Here is a 25,255-nt window from a genome sequence, read left to right as displayed (position 1 = left end):
CGGCGGTAAATTAGGCGCTGAGAGTAAGGGTTTAAGTCTCCCAGCAAATTCAAACTTTGCTGGGAGACTATAAAGTGGTGGGTCTAAATTTCCCACTGATTGCATTCTGAATTTTGACTTCTCTATTTAATTAATGCAAAATAATGCGAAATCGAATTCATGCTGCAAATCCCTCCCAAATTTATTTTTCGTAGCAAGAGAAGGAATCAATATTAATGGCACATCTATTTGAACCATTCAAGATTCGTGAAGTTGTTTTTCGCAACCGCATCGCCGTTTCACCGATGTGTCAATATTCCAGTACAAATGGATATGCTAATGATTGGCACGTTATTCATCTAGCTTCTCGCGCAGTTGGCGGTGCAGGTATAGTGTTCACAGAGGCGGCAGCTGTAGAGCCACGTGGACGGATTAGCCCGCAAGATTTGGGAATTTGGTCAGATTCACATATCGAAACTTTAGCCAAGACTGTGGCATTAATTCATAACTTTGGGGCTGTTGCAGGTATTCAACTTGCTCATGCAGGTAGAAAAGCCAGCACTGCCAAACCGAGTAAAGGAGGCAAAGCACTAGATGAATCTCAGGAAGGTTGGCGGCCCTTAGTTTCGAGTAGTGCGATCGCTTTTAGCCAAGATAGCCCAGTTCCAGAAGCCCTAAATCTTGAGGGAATTCAAGAAATTATTGACGCCTTTGTTCAAGCTGCCAAACGTTCTCTAGAAGCTGGTTTCAAGGTAGTGGAAATCCATGCTGCCCACGGTTATCTACTGCACCAATTTCTTTCACCTCTTTCTAACCACCGTCAAGATGATTATGGTGGCAGCTTTGAAAACCGGACTCGTCTGCTCAAAGAAGTAGTTCAAGCAGTCCGAGAGGTTTGGCCTCAAACACATCCACTCTGGGTACGCATTTCCGCCACCGATTGGGTAGACAATGGCTGGGACATAGATCAAAGTATCGTTTTAAGTGACAAACTCAAGTCTTTAGGAGTGGATCTGATCGACACTTCATCAGGCGGTATCATACCGGGCGTTCATATCCCAATTAAACCTGGTTATCAGACTCAGTTTGCCGAACGCATCCGCCGCGAAGCTAATATTCAGACAGGAGCCGTGGGCTTAATTACATCCCCTGAACAAGCTGACGAGATTATTCGTACAGAAGTCGCTGATATAGTCCTGTTAGGACGTGAACTACTCCGCAATCCTTACTGGCCACATCTGGCAGCCAAACAACTGGGACACGATAAACTCTGGCCTGTTCAATACGATCGCGCTTGGCTGTAAGCTTTCCTTGCTCCTATGCTCTGTATATTGGTGACAACTTAAAGCGATTTCTACGACGTAAACACTTACGCCAGAATGTCACGCAGGGTGTGGAAATAAGTACAAAGTGCTTCCGTGTAGGGATTTGGGTTGATATTTAATAATGCCCAAATCCAATACCAAAACCCAGATGTAGAGACGTGATTTATCGCGTCTTGAAAAACCAATTATCTACACTTGCAAGATGTCTACTCTAAAGTATTGAGGGGCTTCAAAAAGGTAAAATTATAAAGAATCGTTACAACATAATCATGTCAGCTATCCAAACAACTTTGGTTCTTGCCATGACGGCCGATGGAAAAATTAGTGCCGTAGATCCGAAAGCGCCCCGTGAACCTAATGTAGTCGATTATGCACACCTGGAATATCAAGTCTCTCTTGCCGATCTAATCCTGGTAGGAGCAGGGACAATTCGGGCTGAGGGGGGAACCTTTGCAATTAGCGATCGCGAATTGTTGGCAGCACGTGAGGTTCGGGGTCAGTCTCCTCAGCCGATTACTTGCGTTGTTTCAGGTTCTCTTGACCTATCGCCGGACTTGCCTTTTTTGAGTCAGGACATTGAGCGATGGATATTTACCACACGGACTGCTTTAGAGCGCAGTTCTGATACAACAACTTTGCAAAAACTGGCTGAGTTAATTGATTTGGGAGATACAGACCTGGACTGGGATCGAGCCTACACCTTGATGGCAGAGCGGGGTATTCGCAAAATCGTTGCTTTGGGAGGTGGCTCTTTAACAGCTGCTCTAGTCAAGGCAGGACGAATTGACGATTGGTGGTTGACCATTTGGCCGGTCATTTTTGGAGGAAAGCACGCCCCTAGCCCAGTGGAGGGAGAGGGTTTTCTTCCCGATGTTGCTCCTCATCTCCAACTCATAGAAACTCGTCAGGTTGGAAGTGATTTGTTTTTACATTACCGCACGGTTAAGTGAAAACGCGCTGCCTGAATTAAGCACTTATGATCTCGTTGATACTAGAAAGCAGGGGAGCAGGGGAGCAGAGGAGCAAGAAAGAAGTTGCAGTAAGTCTTTCCCCTTTGCCCCTCTGCCCCCTGCCCCCTCCTGCCTCCCATCAACCAGGGGGCCAATCCAACTGCCGCCCTCCCAAAATATGCAAATGTAAGTGATGGACTGTTTGACCGCCGTCATCACCAGCATTGATGACGACTCGATAACCATTTTTTAGTCCAGCTTCTTCTGCAACACGTTTAGCAGTTAACAAAAGATGCCCCAACACAGCATGATCCTCAGATTCAGCGTCAGCTAGTGTCGCAATGGTTTTTTTGGGAATGACGAGGATGTGAACGGGCGCTTGGGGATGGATGTCTTTGAATGCCAGGGCTAAATTATCCTCATAAACAATATCAGCGGGAATTTCCCGACGAATGATTTTGCTGAAAATCGTTTCTGTACTTTCACTCATGCCAATCTACCTACTAATCTGCTAGAGATTTTATATTAAGTCCGCCTAATTACTGATCATTGACAAAATTTGATTGTGCGGGTATACCCCCAATACTTTTCCGATAAACCCAACAATCTCTTTTTTGGTCTGGGGGAAAGGTTAAAGGGTATGGGGTAAAGGTAAATTCAAACCTTTTCCCTTTTCCCTTTCCCCCTTAACCGAAAAGTATTGGGTACACCCCGATTTACTGTTTGGTTCGGTTTTTTCAGGTAAACAGCTATTAAAAAACCTGCTAATCTTTTAAAAAGACTAGCAGGCATGGCTTATCATCAATCGGAGCGGCGGGATTCGAACCCACGACCTCCACTACCCCAAAGTGGCGCGCTACCAAGCTGCGCTACGCCCCGGTCAGAATTCCTATCATATAGCAAAACTGTAGGATAATCAAGAGGCAATTTTAAAAAACCTTAAGCATCCCACTAGCTTGCAGTAAATCTGGAACAGCAGAAGCATTCCATTTACCTTCTACACATCGCCCTGTATTCAAGATGAAGCGAAGGCTGTAATCATGAGGGTAGCCTTCCACTTCCATCCATAATAAATCGCTTTCGGCTTCACAAGTAATTTTTTCCTCTTCCATCAATTCAGTTGCGAGTTGCTTCATGGTGTCTGCTAGCTGTGCTAGTAGACGACAAAAATCATTTAACTCGGCTTCGGTTAACTCAATTGCCCAATCATCTGTACCAACTAAACCTTTAAACTCCGGTGTATCGGGGTTCCAGCCAATACGCCAACCCGATCCGGTTTTGACAACGCGTTCCATAAAAAGTGAGGAGTGAGGAGTTAGGAGTGATTAATTTACAACTTATAACTCTTCTATTACTTAAGTAGTTCAGCACCTCCTTGTTGCGGTGGTTGTGGGGTAGTTGATGTAGTTGGACTGGGTGTGGTGTTGGAGTTAGGGGGTACAGTGTTTTGGGAAGTAGGATTAAATATATTGACTAAGACTTGTACTAGGGCATCTCGTTGGCTGCGGGTGAGACTCTTGATGGCTTTGCGATCGCTTTCTATTGGATTTTTCTGTAGTGCATCATTTCCTGGATAGGTAGTATCATACATAATTTCATTTGCACCCAGGTAATCAGCTAAAGTCAGCTTCCAATCTAAGCGATAAATGGGGGCCCGCCCTTTGGTATAAATATGATATCGAATTAAGCGATTTGCTAAGGTGTTGCTTTCGGCAACTTTGCCATTTTCTTTACTGATATACTTATTTTCACGTGGGAAATCTGGCAATTGCTGATAAACTAGCTGCCAAACATCGCTAGGGGTGATTCTCTGGGCAGAAGCAGGTTGGATACTAAATAAATTTCTCTGTATTGATTTATCCGCTCCTGAACCTAAAACAATTACACTCACTAGTATTAAGGTAAGCAGTAGTGGTGTTAGCGGAACCGAGGCATTTCGCTTGTGCTGAGTTGTGAGTTTTGAGAAAATTGATTTAAACAGAAATTTTTTCTTTTTCATAGAACAATATTTTGGGCGTTGCTGAGTGAAAAGATGAATTTGCCTGATTCAGAATTCAGCACTCACCACTCAGCACTCAATCTTATAGTTCGCCGATAATTTCTGGTTGAGTCAATTCATCGGACATTTCGATTATTGCTCTTAGCACTGGCTTCATCATCGCATCTTCGTTACTTTCAAAGTCTTCGTAACGCCGACGTTTAGCACGATTTGCTACCTGAACCGTAATGCGGTATCGATTTGAGGCTGCACTAATCAGATCCTCAGCACGGTGCATAATCTGAGATTGAGTTGTCTCGAACTTAGAGCGCTTTAGCATAATCAGTGGTTCTTGGGGTCATTCTCCAGTGTAACAGTACTAAATCAGTCTACTGCTGTCTGTTAAATCGCCAGCAACCTCTCTATTGATAGAGGCTAAGATATTTTAGTCACTTTATAAGTAACTTGTAGTATTAAATAACGCACCCTCATGGCTGACCTTGTGGAAACTGCGATCGCAGCAGGTAATTTCAATACTCTAATAAAAGCTGCTGAAGCTGTAAATTTTATAGAAACTTTGAAAAGCCCTGGTTCTTTCACGCTCTTTGCACCAACTGACGAAGCTTTTGCTAATCTCCCAGAGGGAACTTTAGACGCGCTACTACAAGATATCCCCAAGCTCCAGAAAATTGTGGCGTATCATATCGCTAGTGGGGATGTTAGGTCTGATGATTTGGTACAGATTAACGAGGCAGAGACGCTTGAAGGGTCAATTGTCGCCATTGAATCTGCCGACGGTAAATTTAAGGTGAATAACGCCAATGTCCTCAAAACAGATATTCTGGCAGACAATGGCGTGATCCACGTTATTGATGCGGTGTTGATACCTGCAATGGTGGCAGGGAAGTAATGTATTGGGGCATTGGGCATTGAGTATGGGGAAAGGGGAAAGGGAAAGGGGTAAGGGGAAAGATTAAATTTATTCCTTTTCCCTTTAACCTTTAACCTTTTCCCCTGCCCCCCTGCCCCTTTTGTCCCCTACTCCCTACTCCCCACTCCCAGAATGCAGCCACTCCGTGCGGGAACAGTCAATGACAACTGTTGATCTCCTTTATCATTCCACTCAACTTCAGCATTACCATATAAAAGTTTGTTGGGTTGAGTATGCAAAGTGGAGACATCTGCATTCCCTGTTGCCGAACTTGTGCCAGCGTTAACAGCAATTATCAATTCTTCTGTGCCTAAAGTTCGTGCAAATATATAAAGTTGCCCTTGAGCATGGAGAACTTGGTAATCACCTGTACGCAAGGCTGGGTAATTTTGACGCAGGGTAATTAATTGACGGTGAGTATTAAAAATTTCCTGATTCCAGTTACTCTCTAAAGGAAAACCACGACGTGAGTCGGGATCAATTCCACCAGGTAAGCCAACTTCATCACCATAGTAAATGCTGGGGGCACCGGGAAAGGTGAGTAGTAGTAGAGTTGACAATTCTATACTGGCTATATCGCCGCCTGCAATTGTCATCAATCGGGCTGTATCGTGACTTGCAAGCAAATTGAGTTGAGTTAGCTGAATTTCCCAAGGGTAAAGTTGCAGTACTTCTTGGATTTTGGTGGCGTACTCGGCAGCAAATAACGGTGGGTACGGTTGATAGTCGCGGCTTTGGACTTGTTCTAAGACTACGCGATCGCCTGCCGCAAAGGCAATGGTTGGCCCGGCAAATAGATAATTCATCACACCGTCAAATTGCGTCCCATCTAGCCACTGGCGGGAATCTCCCCACACTTCGCCCACAATATAAGCTTCGGGATTGATAGCTTTGACGCGATCGCGAAATTCCTGCCAAAAACCAGGAGTTTTTATTTCAAATGGTACATCCAATCGCCAACCATCAATGCCGAATTTAATCCAATATTCGGCAATTTCCATAATGTATTCTCGTACTTCTGGATTATCGTGGTTAAATTCTGGCAAAGCACGATTTCCCGCCCAACCCACGTAGTTGGCAGGGAAATCACCATTGTATGCTGAAAGCGGCCAGCCTTCAATTTTGAACCAATTTACCCAAGGTGAATGGGGGCCATTCTCTAAAACGTCGTGGAAAAAGAAAAAGCCCCGGCTGGAATGGTTAAACACCCCATCCAGAACAACTTTGATATTCCGTTGATGGGCTGCATCGAGCAATTCCTTAAAAGCTTCGTTGCCCCCTAACATCGGGTCAACTTGATAATAATCGTGGGTATGATAGCGATGATTACTGGCAGATTGAAAAATGGGCGTGAAATAAATCGCGTTAATCCCCAAATTCTGGATGTAATCTAAATCCTCCATAATGCCCCATAAATCGCCGCCTTTATAGCCCTGGAGAGTTGGCATAGAGTCCCAATCTTCCCAACGGGCTTCTTGCAATAACCGTTTGCGCGGCTGTTTGCTTCTGGCAAAACGATCTGGGAAGATTTGGTAGAAAACAGCGTGCTTCACCCAGTCTGGTGTTTGAATTTGCATGAATAACTTTTTGTATGTTTAGAAGCGATCGTTGCAAATATTAGCTTCTTTATGGCTCTTACTTATGATAGAAAATCTGTTATTTCTCAGTATTCATTAGCGATTTAGCCTTTTCCATGCTGTTTTATACGCAAATGTTATCAGTCTTAACTATTTTGCCTACAATTTATTTTAGTTTTTAACAGTTCATCTACACAGACTCGTCACTGATTGCATTTTGAGTCTTAAATTATTCTTTAATAATTTTATTTATTACTTAATTATTCTTAATTTCATTTTCTTCACTTTGTCCGTAATTATTTCGGCAGACAATGGATTAGTTTAATAGCTTCATAAAAATTACCTGTTACCTCAGATTTAGGTAATTTTTAGATGCAACCGATCAAAGTCACGAACTACAGAAAATCACTATGAGGGAGACGTAATTACAGAACATGAGTTATGAATTAGCAATTGTCTTAGGAATAACTCTTACCTCCTAAACTTATTTGATGTTATCTATAAAATAAATGGATAAATATAGTCGCATCAAATAATCGAAGCTAAAAAGCTACATAGTCTGCGTTAATCCTAGAGCGACTTATCCTCCTAGAATCACTACTTTCTTGACGGCAACTCAATTTAATTTAAGGTAAAAATGAGACACGAAAAACTTTCTCCTGGGCTACTTTTGGCATTTCAAGACTATCAAAATGAAGGAGATCAAGCTTTAGTTACACATAAGCGATCGCTTGGCATCATTGCTCACAAAAGCCCAGTTAAGCCCACTAAGAGCGTCGTTTTTATCTACTGCGACCCTGATGCAGACTTAAGTTATCTATCACAATATAATATTGAAGTCAATCAAAACTCTGGGAGTGTGCGGACAGCTTTCTTACCCATAGATAGTTTAGATGTCTTATCTGAAGAAGATGTGATTCAGCGGATTAAGCCATCACGCAAACTTCATTTGAGGATGGATACTGCAATGGAAACAGTCAAACTGCCGGAATTTAAGAATCAAACCGGATTGACTGGTAAAGGAGTAATTATCGGCATTATAGACAGTGGTATCGATCCGAAACACCCCGCCTTTGCTGGACGAATTTTACACATTTGGGATCAAACATTGCCAGGTCCAGGAGTCACAGAGGGCGGCTATGGGGCTGAATTTAGCGGAGCGCAACTGACAGTTTCTCAGGATACTGGCGGTCATGGTACTCACGTCGCTGGCATTGCCGCTGGTGCCGATGCTAGTTATGGCGGTGTCGCACCAGAAGCAGAATTAGTTGTCGTCAGGTCAGATTTACAGGATGCCCACATTGCAGATGGTGTGCGTTACATTTTCCGAGTTGCTAGGGAGTTGGGACGCCCAGCAGTGGTAAATCTCAGCTTGGGCGGACACGCTGATGCTCATGATGGTAGCGATTCCCTATCCAAAGTTATCGATGCCGAAACTGGTCCTGGAAGAATAGTTTGCTGTGCTGTTGGTAACGAAGGAAACGATAACATTCATGGACAAGCGACCATACCCAGTGGACGCACTCGTGGTATGCGCTTCAATGTTCCTTTGAATCAAGTAGGCATCGTTTGGTTAAACGCTTGGTATGCCAAAGACAGCGAATTAGAAGTATCTGTGCGGAGTCCTAACGGTTTTGTCACCCCCTTTCAAAAAATAATTACTGACGGTAATTCCGCCCAAGATTACCAGTTACCAGATGCACGGGTGCAATTAGCGACACCAGCGCCAGACCAAGCCAACGGCGACCATAATTTCTTTGTGCAAATACGCGGTATTGGCCCCTCGCAAGTCATGGGAGGTGTTTGGCAACTGCGAGTCCGCAATACTTCTTCAACTGACACATGTTTAAATGTGTGGACACTAGATGATAGTTCATCAGTGTTTTTTACAGGTAAAAGTGTCAAGGATGCCTTAAAAATTGGTTCGCCGGGAGCCGCCAGCAGTGCAATTACAGTTGCCGCCTATACTACTAAAACCAAGTACACAGATATTGATGGCCAAGTGCGAGAAATGGGCTTAGAATTGGATACTATTTCGGAATTCAGTAGTGAAGGACCTCTACGCACTGATGGGCAGAAGCCCGATGTAGCAGCACCAGGAGCGATGATTATTTCCACGCTTTCCGCCGATGCTAATTTTGACCGCTCATCGATGATTAATTCCAAGTTTGTGGTTCAGGCTGGTACGAGTATGGCGACACCGTTTGTTAGTGGGTTAGTAGCACTGCTGTTGCAGCGAGATCCTAAACTCGATCCGGCTGCTGTGAAAGACTTGCTACGTAAAAATAGTGCAATTCCTGGCAAACCCGCAGGCACATTTGATGATAAATGGGGTTATGGAGTGATTAACGCAGCTAATCTGTAATTAGACTGAGAGACGCGATATATTAAAAACTATAGATATATCGTGTCTCTTTAGGGTTATAAAGGCGATCGCCTTTATAACCCTGTAAGTTAATACAAGTAACAAAATAATAAAATTATCCTTAACTATTCAGATAATTTTTAATTTTGTTTTTATATTTATTTTTTATTTAAGTAGTCAAATTTACACAAAATTTTGATAATTAATATCAATGGTTAAACTTCGCGTTCGAGAACTAGCACAAGAAAAGGTTTACCATCTACTTAGTCTTAGAGGATGTTTGAAAAGTTTCAAGTTGAGTAAAAAAGCTCTCAGGGCATAAGCTGTAAAGATGTCCTCAATTGCTGGCTTGTTAAATTCAGCCACCTTTACAACTACCTTGACAATAGTGGTCTGTCCCATTGATTTTGAAGGGCTGCTAGATCCCCGACTTCTTAAAGAAGTCGGGGATCTGAACACCACTAACCTCTCAAAACTTTTGGGACAGACTACTAGTACAGCACGGCGTAAATAAACATACCATTTCAAACAGGCACAAGCCTTGATATATGAACTTTTTGACTTTTGACTACTAAGCAAGATTTGGAAATTTTGCTCAAACGACAAAGGGAATTAAATCAACAACTTCAAGAACTCAACGAACGAGTTGACAGACCATCTGCTACAAAATAAGCATTCGACAGCAGTTAGTTTATGCGATGGCGGAAGCGCCTGCTTTATAGCGATCGCTCTTAATTATTAGAGGAAACCCCAAGCGTAGGCGTAGCCCGTCGCAGACATCGCTCCTCAGAATTTACCAGTCGTTTGCAGAAAGCTTTGGGTACAATAAGTAGGAAAACAGTTTAATTGGTAAGATTGGTTACGCACCTGTACTTGATTTGAGCCGTTAGGTAACGGGACATAGCTTCTATCTATTTACACTTTCAAAACGCTCATGTCCAATGTGAACCTGCCACTCCACAACTCTAGCAGAGTCTGCTAACATCCCATCCCGCACACGGGGGCTACTGTTGACAATGGCTTGAGCCGCTTCTAAATTCTCCGCCTGAATTACCCACAGCCCCGTTCCATCATGGGGAAAAAACGGGCCACAGCACAGTAGTGTTCCTTTGTCATACTGCTCACGAAACCAAGCCAGTTGATTTTGGTCATGTTCTGGGTGAGCGTTTTTATAGTCGTAATACTCTGGAACAGTTGCGACAACAACGGCAAAAAGTTGAGACATATCCTCTTGTTTACTGAGTGATTTGGGATGATGTTCAGATTTTATAAGTATAGTTGAAGCGCGTTTAGCATTGCAGTCGCATAACCCTTGCTTTCAAAGCGATCGCTCTTAAGGCGGGGTGTAGCCCATCGCTCTCAATCAAGCGAGGAAACCCCAATCGCTTAAAACCCGTATCGCTAATATATGGATTAATAGAATAATCCATCAGCCAAAGTTAGGGTAATTGGCTCAGTGGTGTCGCTAAACCGTCAATGCTGACCAGATTTTTCTTTTGTTGATATTCTCGAACTCCCTCTTCGCCTTTTTTACTAGCCCAATTTACTAGAGTCTGGCGCTGACCTTGATATTCATAGAGTGGTACGCCAAAACCACAGGAAGTCTGGATTTTTTCAATTTCAGCGACGATAATTTGACGAGTTCCAGGTATCGGCAAAAACTGAGAATACAGCGAATCCCACTCTGGAGAACTCGGTAAAATCGTGGTTCCTTGACCGTAAAGACGCAAGATAGACGCGGGTTCTTGAAAAGCACAAAACATAAAGGTTATCCGCCCATTTTCTTGCAAATGGGCTGATGTTTCGTTACCACTACCTGTTAGGTCTAAATAACCTACTCGGTTGGGAGACAAGATACGAAAGCAGTCCTGACCTTTAGGAGACAGGTTAACATGACCCGTAGAACTCAAAGGTGCAGAGCCAACAAAGAAAAGGTGTTGGGCAGCAATAAAGTCTTGCAGTTCTTCAGTAATACAGTCAAACAATTTAGACATAGACTGTCTGATTTATATTTGCAAATTGATCGTGTTCTCAGCCTATGTCTTAGCTAAAAATCTAGCAAGGTATAATTACCGATGTCTGGTTTATCGGAAGGGAGTGGGGAAAACTGTTACTGTCTCATATACCGACTAGCCATTTGGATGGCATCAGCAATATCGACATCACCATCACCATCAGCATCCAAGAAGGAATTTAGGACAGGATTTCCGCCAGCTTGGGGATTTTGAGCATTGGCTCCTGATTGCAAAAACTTTAGCACCAAAGGTACTGCCAAAGGCAGCAATTGTTGAACGATACCAGCATCCAACCCAGTGCGCTGGGCAGCAACTTCAGCTACTTGCTGTTGTATCTGAGGAGAAAACAACGAATTGACGGCTTGGGGGTTGGGAGAAGTACCAGCATATTGACTGACTAAATTTTGTGTGGCTTCATTACCATCTGTGGCTTGTTTGTCTTGTAAAGCAGAACGCACTTGACCACCCACAATTGACAAAACTGATTGGATGGTAGAAGGATCTGCACCTGTGCTACTGCTCAATTGCTGTACGGTATTAACAATGCTTCCTATTTGACCTAAGCTGCCCTGTTGATTGGGATTAGCGACAGCACCAAGAATTTGATCGAAAAGTCCCATAAGTTTGTTTCTCTACTTTGTTCTCAAAAACTTGCCAAAACTGGTTGGAAGTTTTTTGTGTACACGGACTTTTGTAAGTCTACTAAAAGATTAGAACACGTAAATTTATAATTAACGAATAAAATTTTAACAGCTACTAGCTCAAGTATGAGAAATCGATCGAGCGATCGCAAATTCTGTGCTTTGATTTAACTCAGATGTTTTTTACCACAATCTGAAATGCGTAGGCGTAGCCCGCCGCAGAAATTGCTAGCCTTAAACCCTTAATGCGTCGTGGTTTGGTTGTCAAAAATACTTCAATGTTCCCACTTAAAAAAAATAAATCGCTGTCTGTAGAAGAATGTTCATCTATCTTGCAGTCAGCGATCGCAAAACGCTCAACTTATTTGACCGATATTTGCTCTACGCTAATGCCGCTACTGTCTCTAGTAAGCCTTGAAACAACCTCAAGCCATCACTACCCCCTAACATTGCGTCTGATGCCCTTTCTGGGTGCGGCATCATTCCCAACACATTGCCCCGGCGATCGCAAATCCCGGCAATGTTGTTCAGTGAACCGTTGGGATTCTCTCCTTCATAGCGAAATATGACTTGCCCGTTATCTTCAATTTCTGCGAGAGTGGCTGCATCAGCGTAGAATCGCCCCTCTCCGTGGGCAATGGGCAAAGTGATAACTTCACCAGTTGCATAAGCTTGCGTCCATAGATTAGTACGCTCAACTTTCAAGGGGACGCGATCGCAAATAAAATGCAAATCCCGATTTCTGGTTAACACCCCTGGCAAAAGTCCAGCTTCAGTTAATACCTGAAAGCCGTTGCAAATACCGAGGACAAACTTACCCTTTTGGGCGTGTTCTACAACCTGCTGCATCACGGGTGAAAAACGCGCGATCGCACCACAGCGCAGATAATCCCCGTAACTAAAGCCACCAGGAATAATCACGACATCCAAATCAGCAATATCTGTTTCTTGATGCCAAACCATGCGAGTTGGCTGCCCCAGTAAATCTCTGGTTACATAAGCAACATCGCGATCGCAATTAGAACCGGGAAAAACAACAACACCGAATTTCATGATTGGGGAATGGGGAATGGGGAATGGGGAATGGGGAAGGGGGAAGGGGGAATGGGGAATGGGGAATGGGGAATGGGGTAATTGTTTATCTCCCCCTTACCCTTTGCCCCTTGCCCCTTGCCCCTCTATCTCTTTCCCATGCCCCAATCCCTAAAATACCCCAGTTTGAGTTTCGACCTCAATTAATTCAAAGCGGTAATTTTCAATTACGGGATTTGATAGCATTTGGTCACAAATGGTATCAAGGTCTTTACGCGCTTTCTTCTCTTCAGTTGAGGTGATGGTGAGTTCAATGTACTTGCCAATCCGCACCTGGTCAACGTTATCGTATCCCAGTTGCTTAAGACCGGATTGTACTGCCACACCAGCGGGGTCTAAAACTGAAGGACGAAGGGTCACGAAAATTTTGGCTAGATACTTGGTTTGCACGGGCTTTTGCTGAATGCTGCGATCGCTATACTATAACTTTCTGTTCCAACTGAGTGAAAATAAGATTACGAAGCGGTTAAAGTTAATCGATCGATTAGCTCATTTAACAGCTTCAAACTACAGTGCCATACTTAAATAATTGTCTATGAGAGCTATACGCACCCGCAGTCAAGAGCGTATTTTTACCCTACTGAAAACTATCAAAAAAGGCATTTCCGCCCAAGATATTTACGTAGAACTACGTAATACAAATCAGAGTATGGGTTTAGCAACAGTTTACCGTTCTCTAGAAGCCTTAAAACTAGAAGGCATGGTACAAGTTCGGAATTTGGCTAACGGTGAAGCCCTCTATAGCCTAGCACAACAAGATAAACACCACCTTACTTGCTTGCAATGTGGTGTCTCAATTCCGATTAATCAATGCCCAGTTCATGACTTAGAAGACCAGTTAGAATCCAGCCATAAGTTTAAAGTTTTTTACCACACCCTAGAGTTTTTTGGGTTGTGCAGTCAATGCCAGGTGAATCAAGGTACTGAGATTGGTCAATAGTCATATCAATTTTATGTGGTGTAGTTATTGGAAAAAGACAAGGAAAAAACTTCTTCCCTTGTCTCTACTCTCCACTTCTACTCCTAACCAGGGCGGTTATTTTCTAATCCTGGGATTTGCTTGGAAAACAACTCGTTAGAGTCAATCTGAGCATTTGAGATAACGGAACGCATACCCTCGAAAGCAGCAGGAATAGTGCGCGGATCTATAAATAATACCTTGCTGCTATCGCTTCTACCAATTGTCGCGCCCATATCCAAATAACCCAAAGCAAACAGTACTTCCACTGCTTTATTAGCATTGGAATTCGTTTGTAGTTTTTGGGCAATAATTTCTGCTGATTCTGCGATCGCTTGGGCTTTCAAAACCTGCTGCTGACGTTCTGCTTGAGCTTTCAGAACGAGCGACTTTTGTTCAGCTTCCGCTTGCAGAATTGTCGATTTTTGACGAGCTTCCGCATCCAATATTTGCGCCTCAGCTTTACCTCTGGCGCTATTGACAGCAGCTTCGCGTTCACCCTCAGAAGTTAAAATTGCTGCCCGTTTGCGTCGTTCTGCCGACATTTGCAATTCCATCGATTCTCGCACAGCTTGAGACGGAATAATATCTCGCAGTTCTACCCGTGTCACTTTCACACCCCAAGGATCGGTAGCAACGTCCAAATCTTGTAATAACAACTCACTGATGTGGGAACGAGCAGTAAAGGTTTGATCTAACTCTAGTTGTCCCATTTCGGCGCGAATTTGAGTCAGCACCATATTTATCATTGCCGACTGGAGATTTTCTACCTTATACCAAGCTTTTTCCATATCCACAATGCGCCAGTAAAATACCGCATCTACTTCAATGCCAACGTTGTCACGAGTGATGCACTGTTGAGGAGGAATATCTAAGACTTTTTCTTTGATAGTTTCTCGGTAAACAACTTTATCTAGGAAAGGAACGACAAAATTTAGTCCTGGTTCCAGTTTTTTGTTATAGCTACCCAATCTTTCAACCAAAGCTTGATTGCCCTGATTGATGACTTTCACCGAACCTGCCACAGCAGAACCACCAAGAGCTAAAAATACTAGTAAAAAAAACTGTTCCATTGTAAATCTCCTAATTTTTAATAAAGGGAGTGCGGAGTGGAGGAGATGAGTAAGCCGAGGAAGTAGAGTAAAAAGAACTCTTGAATTTGGACAAATGACAAATACTCAAGAATTCAACAGATTTTCTGGTACAACAATCAAAGTAGTACCTTCCCTTCTAACCACATAAACTCTTTGATGCGGTGGTATGGTAAATTTGTCATCGTCACATCTTGCTTGCCAAGAATTTCCCTCATACCGCACCCGCCCTGTTTTTCCAGGCAGAATTTCTGTTAAGGTTTCAGCTATGACTGCATCCCGAATTTTTGATTTGCGTTGTCTTGGTTGCAAAAACCGACGAGAAAGTACGATTAATACTGTGGAAAGCAAGAGCCAAACCACAATTTGCAACCATACACTTCCCATACCCACTCCAGACAGCAGCGCCACCACAAAAGCGCTAACTCCCATCATGAAGGCGACAAACGCCGATGGTAAAAACAGTTCTGTTAAACACAGAACTGCTCCTGCCAGAAGCCAGATTAAGGTAAAACTTGGCATAGCGCCATCCTAGTCTCTACATTGACGTAAATGCATTTCTACAATTAGATACAGCCAGACGTAAGTTATTTACAGAAAACAAAACTGGGTATTTCTACCAATAATTTTGATTAATTTCAGTAACAAGGTGTAGCTAGCGGTACACAAGTCCAGTTTATTCTAGCCTTCAATTCATTGCCAGCTAAAGTTCATCGAAGTTTATGTATAAATAAGAATTCAGAACTCAGGATTCAAGAGTCAGTAGAAATTCTGTAGACTCTTTGATAGCCCAGCGGTAGCGCAAAATAAGTATTAGATATTACAATTCTCAAACTCTATCCCTTTTTGGGTAGAGTATTCTAAATTCTGACTCCTGAATTCTGACTCCTGACTCCTATATTTATGATTTCTACTCAACTGATAATTTTTTGTATAAATCCACGCTGTAATAGCCCCATTAATCCGATGGGAGATAACGTTTGTGCTAGTTGCCAAACTCCTTTAGTTCACCGCTATCTTTGGGCAACTGGTTCATTGTCTGCTTACATCCCACCAGGCACAAAGGTAGCAGATAGGTATGAGGTAATTAAACAACAGATTTGGCTGGATACTCAACCGGGACTGCCGCCAGATGTACCTGAAGAATTGCCAACTGAAGTAATTCCTTATTTACAGTTATATCAAGAGCGGTTGCATCTGCCCCAGGCTTATGGGTTTGTTAGTAATCTTGAGCAAGATACAACAGATATCCTCTTATTGGAAAATGCACCGATAGATAGGACAGGAAATCTTTATCCAACTATTGTTGAGGCTTGGGAAGAAGCCACGGCAGTACGACAAGTTTATTGGTTGTGGCAAATTCTCCAACTTTGGACACCTCTAGCAGAATTGGGATTTAGCCACAGTTTACTAGTAATAGACAACTTGAGAGTCGAAGGTTGGTGTGTGCGACTTTTGGAACTCTACCAAACACCAAATGATGAAAAGTTGAGTTTACAAAATCTGGGGGAGTGTTGGCAGTTTTGGGTAGCTTCTGCAAAAGCATCAGTAGCCAAGGGGTTACAGAACATTGTCCAGGATATGTGTGAAACTGAGATTGAGTTAGAGGCGATTAATATTCAACTCAATAATTTACTACTAGCAGCTGCGGCAGAATTACCATTAGTTTTAAAGGTGGCAGGTTCTACAGATATTGGCCCAATGATGGCGCAAAATGAAGATGCTTGCTATCCCAATAGTTTGAGTGATTTAGATGAACCTTTATTGCGCCACTTGTCGATTGTTTGCGATGGCATTGGCGGGCATGAAGGCGGTGAGGTTGCGAGTCAGTTGGCAGTGCAGTCTGTAAAGTTGCAAATTCGCGCTTTACTAACTGAGGTGACAGAACAAACTGCACTTTTTCCACCTGAGTTGTTGCAGGAACAATTAGAAGCAAGCTTACGGGTGGTAAATAATGTAATTTGTGCCCGCAATAACGAACAAAAACGCCAGGGCAAAGAACGCATGGCTACAACTATTGTCATGGCGTTGCAAGTTCCACAACGAGTCCAGACAAGTACTGGGTGGCAATCAAATAATACCCATGAGCTTTACTTGGCTAATGTTGGCGATAGTCGTGCCTATTGGATTACTCGCAATTATTGCCAGCTACTAACAGTAGATGATGATGTAGCAACGCGAGAAGTACGCTTGGCTAAAAGCTTGTATCGAAAGGCACTTTTTAGACCAGATGCGAGTGCCTTAACTCAAGCATTGGGGACAAGAAATTCAGAATCTTTGCGTCTCAAGGTTCAGCGATTTATTGTGGAAGAAGATGGCATCTTGTTACTGTGTTCTGATGGCTTAAGTGATAATAACTGGGTGGAACATTCTTGGCAGGATTATGCAATACCCGTGTTAACAGGGCAAATGACAGTGGAAGATGCTGTATGCAACTGGATTAACTTGGCAAATGAAAAAAATGGGCGTGATAATACATCGGTTGTTATGACCTATTGCCGTGTTTCTCCAGAATACTTAATACCTGTGACTCCGGCGTTGCCAGAAGAGATTATAGAAGCAGAAATACAGGAAGAGGAATTAGAAGAACTAAAAGAATTAGAGGCATTAGAAGAACTAGAAGAACCAACTTCTTTTACAGAAAGTTCGCAAGCTTTACTAGATTTGGATCTAGATTTGGATCTTTCAGAGGAACCACCTCTCAACCCAGAAATTCCACCAACTTTAATTACAAAACCGAAGTGGGATAAACGTTTGGTCATGCTGGGGGGAGTGTTGGCGTTACTTGTGGGGGGTACAAGTCTGGGATTATTGGCTTGGTGGCAAATTAATCCTCAAGGATTACAGCAGATGTGTCGGCAATTTCCCCAAAAAGTGCAGTCAGTGTGTCCGATTGGGAAATAGATTATACCGAAATATTTTAATGTTGATGAGAAATATGGCAGTATTGATCAGGAATATTGTAATGTTGATGACGAATATTGCAATGTTTGGGATCAATGTTGCAATGTTGATGACGAATATTGCAATGTTTGGGATAAATGTTGCGATGTTGATGACGAATATTGCAATGTTTGGGACCAATATTGCAATATTGACAATAACTACTTGTACTGGCGTGTCAAGACTAAATTTGTGCATTAGCAAACTCTTGTGGGATGGGCTTCTAGCCCGTCCTAATTGGCGGGCAAGATGCCCGCCCCACAAGAAAATTTATTGCAACATTTTAGCCTTGACACGCCAGTACATTCAGAGTGACGAAGAAAAAAGTTGCGATCGCTAGCGAAAACTCTTTTAAAACTTGCTACTTATGGCGGCTCTGCCACCTGCAAGGGAGGCGGAGCCTCCAGGATGGCATTCCCAGTCGGAGACTGGGAACGAGGCAATCGCACCACAGATGACTTGAAATCACATCTTGCACTTGTATTATATCCGGCTAATTATTTAAACTCTTTTTCCCCTTCTCCCTTCCCCCTACCTAGCTCAATGGGCAAGGTATTCCAATGCCATATCCCTGTGCGTAATCAATTCCCAGTGACGTAATTCGCTCTAAAATTGCATCATTCTCCACAAACTCAGCAATCGTCTGAATACCCATCACACTGCTAATGCGCGTGATTGCTGTCACGATCGCATCATCCACAGAATTTTCAATAATGTTCCGAATAAAACTGCCGTCAATTTTCAGGTAATCCACAGGCAGAGACTTAAGATAGGCAAACGACGACATCCCCACCCCAAAATCGTCTAATGCGAAGCGACAGCCCATCTGCTGGAGTGATTCAATGAACTGCTTGGCTTTTATGAGGTTAGCGATCGCCACAGTTTCGGTAATCTCAAAACAGATGCGCTGGGGTAAGATCGGGTGTAAAGAAAACTGCTCATACAAGAAGTTAATGAACTGATCGTCGTTGATGCTAGAGCCAGAGAGGTTAATTGCATAGATACTTTGTTTATCGCCAACAACCCTTGGCCAATTCCTGAAGAGAGTCCGAATCACCCACCGATCGATCAGGTGCATCAAGTTGTAGCGTTCTGCTGCTGGAATAAACGCCATCGGCAGCACTAAATTTCCCTGCTCATCCCGGAGCCGCAGCAAGACTTCATAATGGTCGTTGTTTTGATCTGCTGGAGTAATAGCAGCAATTTTTTGAGCATAGAGACAAAACCAATCATTTTCCAAGGCTTGAGAAATGCGGCTAGCCCATTGCATCTGGCCACGCTGTTGCAGTCGCTCCTGATCGTCAGCCTCAGCAACATATACGCGATTGCGCCCCCGATTTTTTGCGGTATAGCAAGCTGCGTCAGCTATGCTGATAATCTCTGCAAGGCTCTCGCTATACCTGTCGATACCAACCAAGCCAATACTTGCCCCAATTGAGAATACCTGCTTTTCCCAAACAAACCGGAACTCTTGAACACACTCACGCAGCTCATTGGCAACTCGTAAAGCTTGCTCTGGCATACACTGATTGAGCAATACGCCAAATTCATCACCCCCTAACCGTGCCAGTGTGTCAGTTTTCCGAATCTTCTCCTGCAATAGGGCAGTAATTTGACACAGTAGTTCGTCTCCAGCCAGATGACCACAAGTATCATTTACAATTTTGAAGCGATCGAGATCCAAATAGCACAACGCATGAACCTGGTAGTCTGATTTGGCAAGGCATAATGCTTGTTCAACCCGCCGCTCAAATTCCTGGCGATTTACTAATCCGGTTAAGGCATCATGGCAGGCCTGCCAGGATAGTTGACGCGAAAGTTTACGGTTCTGAGTCACGTCATGAAATACCATAACTGCGCCAATAACTTTTCCCTCACGATTGCGAATGGGCGCGGCTGAATCTTCAATGGCAATCTCTTGACCATTTCGAGCAAGTAAGACGGTATGGTTGGCTAAACCCACAATTCGATTTTCCTGTAACGCTAGCTCAATTGGGTTCTGAACTGGCTCACGTGTTATTTCATGCACAATTCTAAAGATTTCTAGTAACGGCAATCCTTGTGCCGATGGTTCGCTACATCCAATCAGAGATTCTGCAACCGGATTGAGGTATTGAATCCTGCTAAAGGCATCTGTGGTAATAACTGCATCTCCAATCGATTGCAACGTCACCTGAGCTAATTCTTTTTCTTGAAAAAGTTTTTCTTCGATTTGTTTGAGGGCTGTGATATCGCGTCCCACTGATTGAAATTCGATAAAGCATCCTTGCTCGTCAAACAACATTCGGTTATGCCACTGAGTCCAACGCACCACATCTGCCACAATCACACGATTCTCAATGATGGCAACAGGATTATCAGCACTCATTGAAGCGACTACTTGCGCAACTCGCTCTCGATCTTCTTCAAAGATAGCTAGGTTGATAGCGGCTGCCGATCAGTTCCTCTGGCGATCGCCCAAAATAAAGTGCGTAAGCTTGGTTGACAAAGGTGAGTGTACCATCTGGTAAATATCGGGTAATGAGTTCAGTCTGATCTTCGACAATGGCACGGTAGCGAATCTCGCTTTCTTTCAGAGCAATTTCTGCTTGCTTGCGTTCTGTAACATCTTGGGCAGTCCCATAGAGGCGAATTACTTTTCCATCCGTGTTAAATTCTGCATGTCCAATCCCCTCAATATAAGTAGTAGATCCGTCAGTTTGAGGTGCGCGCAGAATAAGTTTGTAAGATTCGCCAGTTGACATTGCCCGCTCAACGGCTTCGTGTATTTTTTCTCGATCCTCTGGGTGGTATAACTGAAGATTTTCTTCATAGTCTAATTCAAGAAGTGTGGGATCTCGATTGAAGAGGGCAAAAAGCTGTTTTGACCAGGTAATTTTGCCACTGGCAATATCAAACTCCCAATTACCGAGACGAGCAACTCGCTGAGATTCTTCTAATAAGGCTTCACGCTTGCGTAGTGTTTCTTCAGCACACTTAAGATTGGTCACATCCACCACCAACCCATCCCAAACCACCCTTCCATCCTCGAATTGGCGTGGCGTGGAACGAAAATGGAGCCATTTAAGCAGACCACTGGGCGTTTGGATTCGCAATTGTATATCAAACACCGAGAGATTCCGCCGGGATTCCTCAACTGCTGCCGCTAAAAGTGGTGCATCCTCTGGGATAAATTGGCGATAGAGCAAACTTGAATCCTTAAGTGCATCTTCTGCCCTGACTTCCATCAGTCTTTCAATCCCCGCGCTAATATAAGCAAAGCGATCGCTACCATCCACTTCGCGGATTACTTTATAAATTGCCCCATTGGGCAGATTATCGCCAATTCGCCGCAACATAGCTTCCCGCTCTTGTAATGCGAGTTCTGCCTGTTTACGTTCGCGCAGCGCGGCTTGCCGTTCGTTAACTTCCCTCTCCAGTTCTCGATTGGCTGCCTCCAATTGTGCAGAACTGGGGAGAGCAAGCGCTTTTGGTATCAAAGGTATAAGTTCACAAGTTGTGTAAAGTGAAATTATGGCTGTAATAGCTTTAAGGCAACCACTCAACCAATAAGTTGGATACCAGAGCGTCCAAATCTCCATTAGGTGGGTAGTGCCACAAGTAACAATAAATATTGCAAATAGTATAAATACTCGGTTGAAGGGCAAATCTTGGCGTTTGCGGACAAAATAAAGTAACGTAATGGGAATGGAATAATAAGCAAAGACAATTAAACTGTCGGATACAATATGCAACCCCACTAATTCCGGTTTCCAAAGATAGCAATGACCGTGAGGAATAAACTGTTTATAAGCGAAAAGGCTTTTCCCTAATTCCAGCATCACGTTATTTCAAACACAAATTGTTTGCTCTAAATATTGGTTAGCTATACTACCAAAGCTTATTCAGTATTAAATAGCTTGTTGCCGCAGGTATCGCGGTTACTTTATCATAATTGGCTCATCCGTTAGCGGTAAAGGTTCCATCTTCGCCAAGTACGTTACAGAAAAGTCACCGTGTTCTTTATTACAACACTTAATTATCTGGCAAAAATCGGGATATGAGATTAGGGACTGACAAAAAATAAATTATCCCAAATTATTTTTACATTTGTATGGATTTACAGTTGTGCATTGGTGTCAACTTAACGTGAAAGCCCTATAATCACCCGGTATTAAGTCCACTCGCTTACCATCACTATCCGCGTCACCCCACCCCAGTTTTGTCTAAAGTCAAAACTTCCCCTCCTCAAGGCATCTACGGTGTACACGGTAGTAGGGAGAGGTAAAGTGTATGTGGAACAAGCGTTTGATATCATGTCCAGTTGAATAATTGTTATTGCGAACGAAGTTAAGCAATCTTGAAAACCTTGCGATTGCTTCATTCCACTTCGTTGCATTCGCAATGAAATATCATGTCTGCTAAATTACCCATAAAAAAAGGGCGTTGCATAATGGCGGTATGAATCATACTGAAACTGGAACATCCCAAAACTTGAGATAGTGAAGTAGCAATCGAATCGAGTATTTCAGCATTTGTGCTGATTTGGAATAACATAGCGTTTTTCGATGCAATCGAGCGAGATAGTGGCGCAACCGGGTGTTTTCCCCCTCAACTCGTGTCATGTAAGTCTTGCTCACAATCTGGTCGCCCTCTGGAATAAAGCCTGGATAGACCAACCATCCATCCGTGACATAGAAATAGCACTGCCAAGTACCTACAATATCCCATAACGGTCGAAAAGTTTCGGCGCTATGGTCGCCCAAAACCCACGCTAAAATACCTTGTGTGAAGTGGTTCACTGCTGTCCAAAGCCAAACTTTGTTTTTTTTGAGCCGACGAACGTTTCTAGTTCATCGAGTTCGCCAACTTCTGGAATTGTCTCTGGATCATAAACATCAGGTAGCAGTTCTCCTACAAGTTTTACCCAAGTAATCAATGTCGTGTGATGCACACCTTTGACCCGTTCAATGCCACGAAATCCCATACCATTAACGTACATTTTCAGGCATTCCCGTTTCACTTCATCACTGTATCCTTGAGGTGGTTCGTACCGATCAATAAATTGGCGATCGCAATTACAGCAAATGTGATTCTGTTTACCTCTTTTATTTCCGTTCTTACGGATATGAGACGACCCACAACGCGGACATTCCATCCAGTTTTACCTCAATTCATACCGCCATTATGCAACGCCTAGTTTTTGAGTTGTCGTTGTGAGAGACAATAACTCTACTACATCGGCCCTCTCTCCTCATCCTCTTATTTTGGCTAAGGTATTGTACTCATTACTTATTACTTATTACTCATTACTCCTTCTTAAGAGCGCCTTTAGGTCGGTGAGGATGTCAATGGAAGTCCCTTAGCTCTACAGGTGCAGGTGTGCGCGTAAAATTCCTTGAATTACTTGTTGTACAGCTTCTTTACTCAAACTGCCATCTACGCGAACAATTCGTGAGGGATGAGATGCTGCTAAATGTGCGTATCCTTGTTGAACGCGCCGATGAAAAGCGATTGTCTCCTGTTCAATGCGGTCTAGTCCTACTTTATCTGAGAGTTTGCGAAAAAGTCCAACCTCGACATCGACATCTAGCCAAATAGTTAAGTCACTTTCTAAACCACCAGTGGCAATATTATTAAGCTGATTGATTAAACTCATATTCAGACTCCGACCATATCCTTGATAGGCAATGGTAGAGTCAGTGTAGCGATCGCATAAAATATATTTCCCAGCTTGCAGTTGCGGTTTAAGTTCTTGTTCAACGTGTTGCGATCGGTCAGCAGCATACAATAAAAGTTCTGTCACCTCTGCAACTGGTTTATCTTCTGACTTTTCTAGTAGCAAGCGGCGAAGATGTAAACCCAACTCTGTTCCCCCTGGTTCACGAGTTACCACCACAGAAACACCTAGACTTTCCAACCACTCAGAACAAAGCTGCATTTGGCTGGTTTTGCCACAGCCTTCCACCCCTTCAAATACAATTAATTTGCCACCCATGCTTTTTTGTTCGCTGCTATAAACTGATTCGCTGACGTTTCATCAGATCAAGAATAGCGCGAAGTGGAAAATCATAAACTGCGATCGCAGTTTATGATTCAATACAGTTCAGATAAGACCAAAACACTTGTAGAGACGGCGATTTATCGCGTCTCAAAAACTACTGAAAATTACTGTCACTTAAACGGTACAGTATCTCGCCAGCTTTCGGCACAAGCAATATGCCTTCATCCTCTCGATTCGCCCATTCTGTCGGTCGAATAGTCGCCGGATCGCGATAGTTTAAGTTATGAGCAGCACAGCGTTCAGCAGAAATACCAGTCGCTAAAGTCACGCGAATCCGCGCTTGTTCTCCTTCTATAAGGTCAAAAGTACCCATTCCTTTTAAATGAGTACTATGGGCTAGCACTCCAGCAGGATAGTCTTGAAATTTATGCCACTGTTTGAGAAAGTAATCCCGCACATGATAGCCAACTTCGGATAAAATTTCGCCGTGTGTATAGCTAAACTCGGTAATATGAGGAGCATATATAATTAGTTCTCCTCCGTCAGCTACTACTGGCTCTAACTTGTACATGCCTTTTGCCGCTGTCCAAATATCATCGTACATTTGGGGCATGACTGAAAGCACTTGTTTAAAAGGTCGATCTACATATTTAATATTCAGTTTAGCTGATAATTGTGCAGCTGCTTCCCAGGCTGACTCTGGTTGATCTATATAGAGTCCAGCTAGCTGATTTGTTTTGGGTGCGACTACCATCGCTAAACAAAGTTTTGGGGTAGAAATCAGGTTAGCAGCTCGGTTAATCAAACGCCGGACTGGTGTGATTCCTAGCGTACCAATAATTTCGTAACAAGTAATTAAAGCACCTAACCAGTGCGAGAGATTAATTACTTCTTGACCACCAATGCCAGGGAAAAAATATTTATTTCCACCAGAAAAACCGACAACTTCGTGAGGAAAAACTGGGCGCAAATCACGATCAAATCGTATTCTGTTACCAGTTTATTAATATGCACATCAACTGATTGATGTAACATTCCACTACTAATTTCTGATATCTCTTCTGCCGAAATGACTCCGCAAGAAATAAAGGTATCCGGCTCATTCCAAAGATGGTTAAATATGCGAACTTTTTTAAAAGTTGTCTCTCGCTCCTCTGGTGTCACTCCTACCAAGTGATTGATTTGTTCTTCACTCATCGGATTATGTGTACCCAGAGCAATTAAAAAATCTAAAGCCGCTACTCTTTGACCCAACTCTTGATGAAGCAATCGAAACATTTGCGGGATAGGAGCAGTGCGGGTACTATCTGGAATTAACACCAAGATGCGCTTTCCATCAAACTTAGGGTCTGCGAAAGCTTGATGAATTAACTCAGAAACTTGCTCATCTGAAAGTGTCCCGTTATTTACAGCCAGTGAATACATTA

At 43.2% G+C, this 25,255-nt stretch carries 27 protein-coding genes and 1 tRNA gene; 8 read left to right on the top strand and 20 right to left on the bottom strand.

Translation table 11 applies throughout. From position 1 onward, the window contains the following. Positions 1-215 precede the first annotated feature (215 nt). Positions 216-1,283 (top strand): NADPH dehydrogenase NamA, encoded by a 1,068-nt coding sequence (namA, locus tag QUD05_RS11425; protein ID WP_289796146.1) that lies wholly within the window; start codon positions 216-218, stop codon positions 1,281-1,283. A gap of 290 nt (positions 1,284-1,573) precedes the next feature. Then, complete coding sequence (locus QUD05_RS11420; protein ID WP_289796145.1) at positions 1,574-2,254, top strand: RibD family protein; 681 nt, start codon at positions 1,574-1,576, stop codon at positions 2,252-2,254. A 139-nt stretch (positions 2,255-2,393) separates the two neighbouring features. Here QUD05_RS11420 and QUD05_RS11415 read toward each other — a convergent pair whose 3' ends face one another. The 5 genes from QUD05_RS11415 to QUD05_RS11395 all read right to left on the bottom strand — a co-directional run bounded on the left by QUD05_RS11415 (position 2,394) and on the right by QUD05_RS11395 (position 4,572). Continuing rightward, positions 2,394-2,744, bottom strand: a complete 351-nt coding sequence (locus QUD05_RS11415; protein WP_289796144.1) for a histidine triad nucleotide-binding protein — start codon at positions 2,742-2,744, stop codon at positions 2,394-2,396. Positions 2,745-3,059: 315 nt separating this feature from the next. After that, a tRNA-Pro gene (locus QUD05_RS11410) sits at positions 3,060-3,133 on the bottom strand. Between the two features lie 50 nt (positions 3,134-3,183). Further along, a complete protein-coding gene (locus QUD05_RS11405; RefSeq protein ID WP_289796143.1) occupies positions 3,184-3,549 on the bottom strand; it encodes a DUF1818 family protein in 366 nt (121 codons plus the stop codon). A gap of 56 nt (positions 3,550-3,605) precedes the next feature. Next, the gene (locus QUD05_RS11400; RefSeq protein WP_289796142.1) at positions 3,606-4,253 is read right to left on the bottom strand and encodes a hypothetical protein; all 648 of its coding nucleotides are present in this window, start codon (positions 4,251-4,253) and stop codon (positions 3,606-3,608) included. 82 nt (positions 4,254-4,335) lie between these two features. Further along, a complete protein-coding gene (locus tag QUD05_RS11395) occupies positions 4,336-4,572 on the bottom strand; it encodes a DNA-directed RNA polymerase subunit omega (protein WP_094351515.1) in 237 nt (78 codons plus the stop codon). Positions 4,573-4,722: 150 nt separating this feature from the next. Here QUD05_RS11395 and QUD05_RS11390 point away from each other — a divergent pair, with 150 nt between their 5' ends. Next, on the top strand, positions 4,723-5,142 hold the full coding sequence (locus tag QUD05_RS11390; RefSeq protein ID WP_289796141.1) for a fasciclin domain-containing protein: 420 nt from the start codon (positions 4,723-4,725) through the stop codon (positions 5,140-5,142). A 128-nt stretch (positions 5,143-5,270) separates the two neighbouring features. Here QUD05_RS11390 and QUD05_RS11385 read toward each other — a convergent pair whose 3' ends face one another. Then, on the bottom strand, positions 5,271-6,740 hold the full coding sequence (locus QUD05_RS11385; RefSeq protein WP_289796140.1) for a glycoside hydrolase family 13 protein: 1,470 nt from the start codon (positions 6,738-6,740) through the stop codon (positions 5,271-5,273). A 637-nt stretch (positions 6,741-7,377) separates the two neighbouring features. Here QUD05_RS11385 and QUD05_RS11380 point away from each other — a divergent pair. After that, positions 7,378-9,105 (top strand): S8 family peptidase, encoded by a 1,728-nt coding sequence (locus QUD05_RS11380; protein ID WP_289796139.1) that lies wholly within the window; start codon positions 7,378-7,380, stop codon positions 9,103-9,105. Positions 9,106-9,436: 331 nt separating this feature from the next. Further along, positions 9,437-9,619 (top strand): hypothetical protein, encoded by a 183-nt coding sequence (locus QUD05_RS11375; RefSeq protein ID WP_289796138.1) that lies wholly within the window; start codon positions 9,437-9,439, stop codon positions 9,617-9,619. A gap of 393 nt (positions 9,620-10,012) precedes the next feature. On the opposite strand, the gene QUD05_RS11370 is transcribed toward QUD05_RS11375, so the two are convergent. The 6 genes from QUD05_RS11370 to purS all read right to left on the bottom strand — a co-directional run bounded on the left by QUD05_RS11370 (position 10,013) and on the right by purS (position 13,243). Further along, entirely contained in the window at positions 10,013-10,330 is a 318-nt protein-coding gene (locus QUD05_RS11370) for a YciI family protein (protein ID WP_289796137.1), read from the bottom strand. Positions 10,331-10,394: 64 nt separating this feature from the next. Next, positions 10,395-10,535, bottom strand: coding sequence for a hypothetical protein (locus tag QUD05_RS11365; protein WP_289796136.1), 141 nt, complete (start codon positions 10,533-10,535; stop codon positions 10,395-10,397). 9 nt (positions 10,536-10,544) lie between these two features. Beyond that, positions 10,545-11,099: a pyridoxamine 5'-phosphate oxidase family protein gene (locus tag QUD05_RS11360; RefSeq protein WP_289796135.1), complete on the bottom strand. Its 555-nt coding sequence runs from the start codon at positions 11,097-11,099 to the stop codon at positions 10,545-10,547. A gap of 116 nt (positions 11,100-11,215) precedes the next feature. After that, entirely contained in the window at positions 11,216-11,740 is a 525-nt protein-coding gene (locus QUD05_RS11355) for a DUF937 domain-containing protein (RefSeq protein ID WP_289796134.1), read from the bottom strand. Positions 11,741-12,142: 402 nt separating this feature from the next. Further along, positions 12,143-12,814 carry a phosphoribosylformylglycinamidine synthase subunit PurQ gene (purQ, locus tag QUD05_RS11350; protein ID WP_289796133.1) on the bottom strand — a complete coding sequence of 224 codons (672 nt, stop codon included), beginning with the start codon at positions 12,812-12,814 and terminating at the stop codon, positions 12,143-12,145. 150 nt (positions 12,815-12,964) lie between these two features. Then, a complete protein-coding gene (gene purS / locus QUD05_RS11345; RefSeq protein WP_099102896.1) occupies positions 12,965-13,243 on the bottom strand; it encodes a phosphoribosylformylglycinamidine synthase subunit PurS in 279 nt (92 codons plus the stop codon). 145 nt (positions 13,244-13,388) lie between these two features. Here purS and QUD05_RS11340 point away from each other — a divergent pair, with 145 nt between their 5' ends. After that, entirely contained in the window at positions 13,389-13,793 is a 405-nt protein-coding gene (locus QUD05_RS11340; RefSeq protein ID WP_289796132.1) for a Fur family transcriptional regulator, read from the top strand. An 83-nt stretch (positions 13,794-13,876) separates the two neighbouring features. On the opposite strand, the gene QUD05_RS11335 is transcribed toward QUD05_RS11340, so the two are convergent. Both QUD05_RS11335 and QUD05_RS11330 read right to left on the bottom strand, forming a co-directional pair. After that, positions 13,877-14,884, bottom strand: a complete 1,008-nt coding sequence (locus tag QUD05_RS11335) for an SPFH domain-containing protein (RefSeq protein WP_289796131.1) — start codon at positions 14,882-14,884, stop codon at positions 13,877-13,879. 105 nt (positions 14,885-14,989) lie between these two features. Beyond that, positions 14,990-15,424 carry an NfeD family protein gene (locus QUD05_RS11330; protein WP_289796130.1) on the bottom strand — a complete coding sequence of 145 codons (435 nt, stop codon included), beginning with the start codon at positions 15,422-15,424 and terminating at the stop codon, positions 14,990-14,992. A 381-nt stretch (positions 15,425-15,805) separates the two neighbouring features. Here QUD05_RS11330 and QUD05_RS11325 point away from each other — a divergent pair, with 381 nt between their 5' ends. Both QUD05_RS11325 and QUD05_RS11320 read left to right on the top strand, forming a co-directional pair. Then, positions 15,806-17,806 carry a protein phosphatase 2C domain-containing protein gene (locus QUD05_RS11325; RefSeq protein ID WP_289796129.1) on the top strand — a complete coding sequence of 667 codons (2,001 nt, stop codon included), beginning with the start codon at positions 15,806-15,808 and terminating at the stop codon, positions 17,804-17,806. A gap of 67 nt (positions 17,807-17,873) precedes the next feature. Then, complete coding sequence (locus QUD05_RS11320) at positions 17,874-18,185, top strand: hypothetical protein (protein WP_289796128.1); 312 nt, start codon at positions 17,874-17,876, stop codon at positions 18,183-18,185. Between the two features lie 195 nt (positions 18,186-18,380). On the opposite strand, the gene QUD05_RS11315 is transcribed toward QUD05_RS11320, so the two are convergent. The 6 genes from QUD05_RS11315 to QUD05_RS11290 form a co-directional block, all read right to left on the bottom strand. Beyond that, positions 18,381-20,213: an EAL domain-containing protein gene (locus tag QUD05_RS11315; RefSeq protein WP_289796127.1), complete on the bottom strand. Its 1,833-nt coding sequence runs from the start codon at positions 20,211-20,213 to the stop codon at positions 18,381-18,383. 37 nt (positions 20,214-20,250) lie between these two features. Next, positions 20,251-21,666, bottom strand: coding sequence for a PAS domain-containing protein (locus QUD05_RS11310; protein ID WP_289796126.1), 1,416 nt, complete (start codon positions 21,664-21,666; stop codon positions 20,251-20,253). Between the two features lie 624 nt (positions 21,667-22,290). Then, a protein-coding gene (locus QUD05_RS11305; protein ID WP_289794349.1) for an IS1 family transposase occupies positions 22,291-22,982 on the bottom strand; the annotation gives its coding sequence in 2 pieces (ribosomal slippage) (positions 22,291-22,658 and positions 22,658-22,982; 693 coding nt in all). 210 nt (positions 22,983-23,192) lie between these two features. Beyond that, entirely contained in the window at positions 23,193-23,822 is a 630-nt protein-coding gene (gene tmk / locus QUD05_RS11300; protein WP_289796125.1) for a dTMP kinase, read from the bottom strand. Between the two features lie 160 nt (positions 23,823-23,982). Beyond that, on the bottom strand, positions 23,983-24,798 hold the full coding sequence (locus QUD05_RS11295; protein WP_289796124.1) for a nickel-dependent lactate racemase family protein: 816 nt from the start codon (positions 24,796-24,798) through the stop codon (positions 23,983-23,985). Continuing rightward, entirely contained in the window at positions 24,714-25,253 is a 540-nt protein-coding gene (locus tag QUD05_RS11290; RefSeq protein ID WP_289796123.1) for a lactate racemase domain-containing protein, read from the bottom strand. The genes QUD05_RS11295 and QUD05_RS11290 overlap by 85 nt, the downstream gene beginning before the upstream one ends. Positions 25,254-25,255: the final 2 nt, after the last annotated feature.

The sequence above is a fragment of the Nostoc sp. GT001 genome (assembly GCF_030382115.1).
Lineage (GTDB): Bacteria > Cyanobacteriota > Cyanobacteriia > Cyanobacteriales > Nostocaceae > Nostoc.
The sequence above is the reverse complement of the archived record's forward strand: the minus strand, read 5'-3'. Positions and strand labels throughout refer to the sequence as shown.

Bases quoted from the DNA above. Each gene is read 5' to 3' on its own strand.
- namA (WP_289796146.1), top strand. From the start codon at position 216: ATGGCACATCTATTTGAACCATTCAAGATTCGTGAAGTTGTTTTTCGC.
- QUD05_RS11420 (WP_289796145.1), top strand. From the start codon at position 1,574: ATGTCAGCTATCCAAACAACTTTGGTTCTTGCCATGACGGCCGATGGA.
- QUD05_RS11415 (WP_289796144.1), bottom strand. From the start codon at position 2,744: ATGAGTGAAAGTACAGAAACGATTTTCAGCAAAATCATTCGTCGGGAA.
- QUD05_RS11405 (WP_289796143.1), bottom strand. From the start codon at position 3,549: ATGGAACGCGTTGTCAAAACCGGATCGGGTTGGCGTATTGGCTGGAAC.
- QUD05_RS11400 (WP_289796142.1), bottom strand. From the start codon at position 4,253: ATGAAAAAGAAAAAATTTCTGTTTAAATCAATTTTCTCAAAACTCACA.
- QUD05_RS11395 (WP_094351515.1), bottom strand. From the start codon at position 4,572: ATGCTAAAGCGCTCTAAGTTCGAGACAACTCAATCTCAGATTATGCAC.
- QUD05_RS11390 (WP_289796141.1), top strand. From the start codon at position 4,723: ATGGCTGACCTTGTGGAAACTGCGATCGCAGCAGGTAATTTCAATACT.
- QUD05_RS11385 (WP_289796140.1), bottom strand. From the start codon at position 6,740: ATGCAAATTCAAACACCAGACTGGGTGAAGCACGCTGTTTTCTACCAA.
- QUD05_RS11380 (WP_289796139.1), top strand. From the start codon at position 7,378: ATGAGACACGAAAAACTTTCTCCTGGGCTACTTTTGGCATTTCAAGAC.
- QUD05_RS11375 (WP_289796138.1), top strand. From the start codon at position 9,437: ATGTCCTCAATTGCTGGCTTGTTAAATTCAGCCACCTTTACAACTACC.
- QUD05_RS11370 (WP_289796137.1), bottom strand. From the start codon at position 10,330: ATGTCTCAACTTTTTGCCGTTGTTGTCGCAACTGTTCCAGAGTATTAC.
- QUD05_RS11365 (WP_289796136.1), bottom strand. From the start codon at position 10,535: ATGGATTATTCTATTAATCCATATATTAGCGATACGGGTTTTAAGCGA.
- QUD05_RS11360 (WP_289796135.1), bottom strand. From the start codon at position 11,099: ATGTCTAAATTGTTTGACTGTATTACTGAAGAACTGCAAGACTTTATT.
- QUD05_RS11355 (WP_289796134.1), bottom strand. From the start codon at position 11,740: ATGGGACTTTTCGATCAAATTCTTGGTGCTGTCGCTAATCCCAATCAA.
- purQ (WP_289796133.1), bottom strand. From the start codon at position 12,814: ATGAAATTCGGTGTTGTTGTTTTTCCCGGTTCTAATTGCGATCGCGAT.
- QUD05_RS11340 (WP_289796132.1), top strand. From the start codon at position 13,389: ATGAGAGCTATACGCACCCGCAGTCAAGAGCGTATTTTTACCCTACTG.
- QUD05_RS11335 (WP_289796131.1), bottom strand. From the start codon at position 14,884: ATGGAACAGTTTTTTTTACTAGTATTTTTAGCTCTTGGTGGTTCTGCT.
- QUD05_RS11330 (WP_289796130.1), bottom strand. From the start codon at position 15,424: ATGCCAAGTTTTACCTTAATCTGGCTTCTGGCAGGAGCAGTTCTGTGT.
- QUD05_RS11325 (WP_289796129.1), top strand. From the start codon at position 15,806: ATGATTTCTACTCAACTGATAATTTTTTGTATAAATCCACGCTGTAAT.
- QUD05_RS11320 (WP_289796128.1), top strand. From the start codon at position 17,874: ATGACGAATATTGCAATGTTTGGGATCAATGTTGCAATGTTGATGACG.
- QUD05_RS11315 (WP_289796127.1), bottom strand. From the start codon at position 20,213: ATGAGTGCTGATAATCCTGTTGCCATCATTGAGAATCGTGTGATTGTG.
- QUD05_RS11310 (WP_289796126.1), bottom strand. From the start codon at position 21,666: ATGCTGGAATTAGGGAAAAGCCTTTTCGCTTATAAACAGTTTATTCCT.
- tmk (WP_289796125.1), bottom strand. From the start codon at position 23,822: ATGGGTGGCAAATTAATTGTATTTGAAGGGGTGGAAGGCTGTGGCAAA.
- QUD05_RS11290 (WP_289796123.1), bottom strand. From the start codon at position 25,253: ATGTATTCACTGGCTGTAAATAACGGGACACTTTCAGATGAGCAAGTT.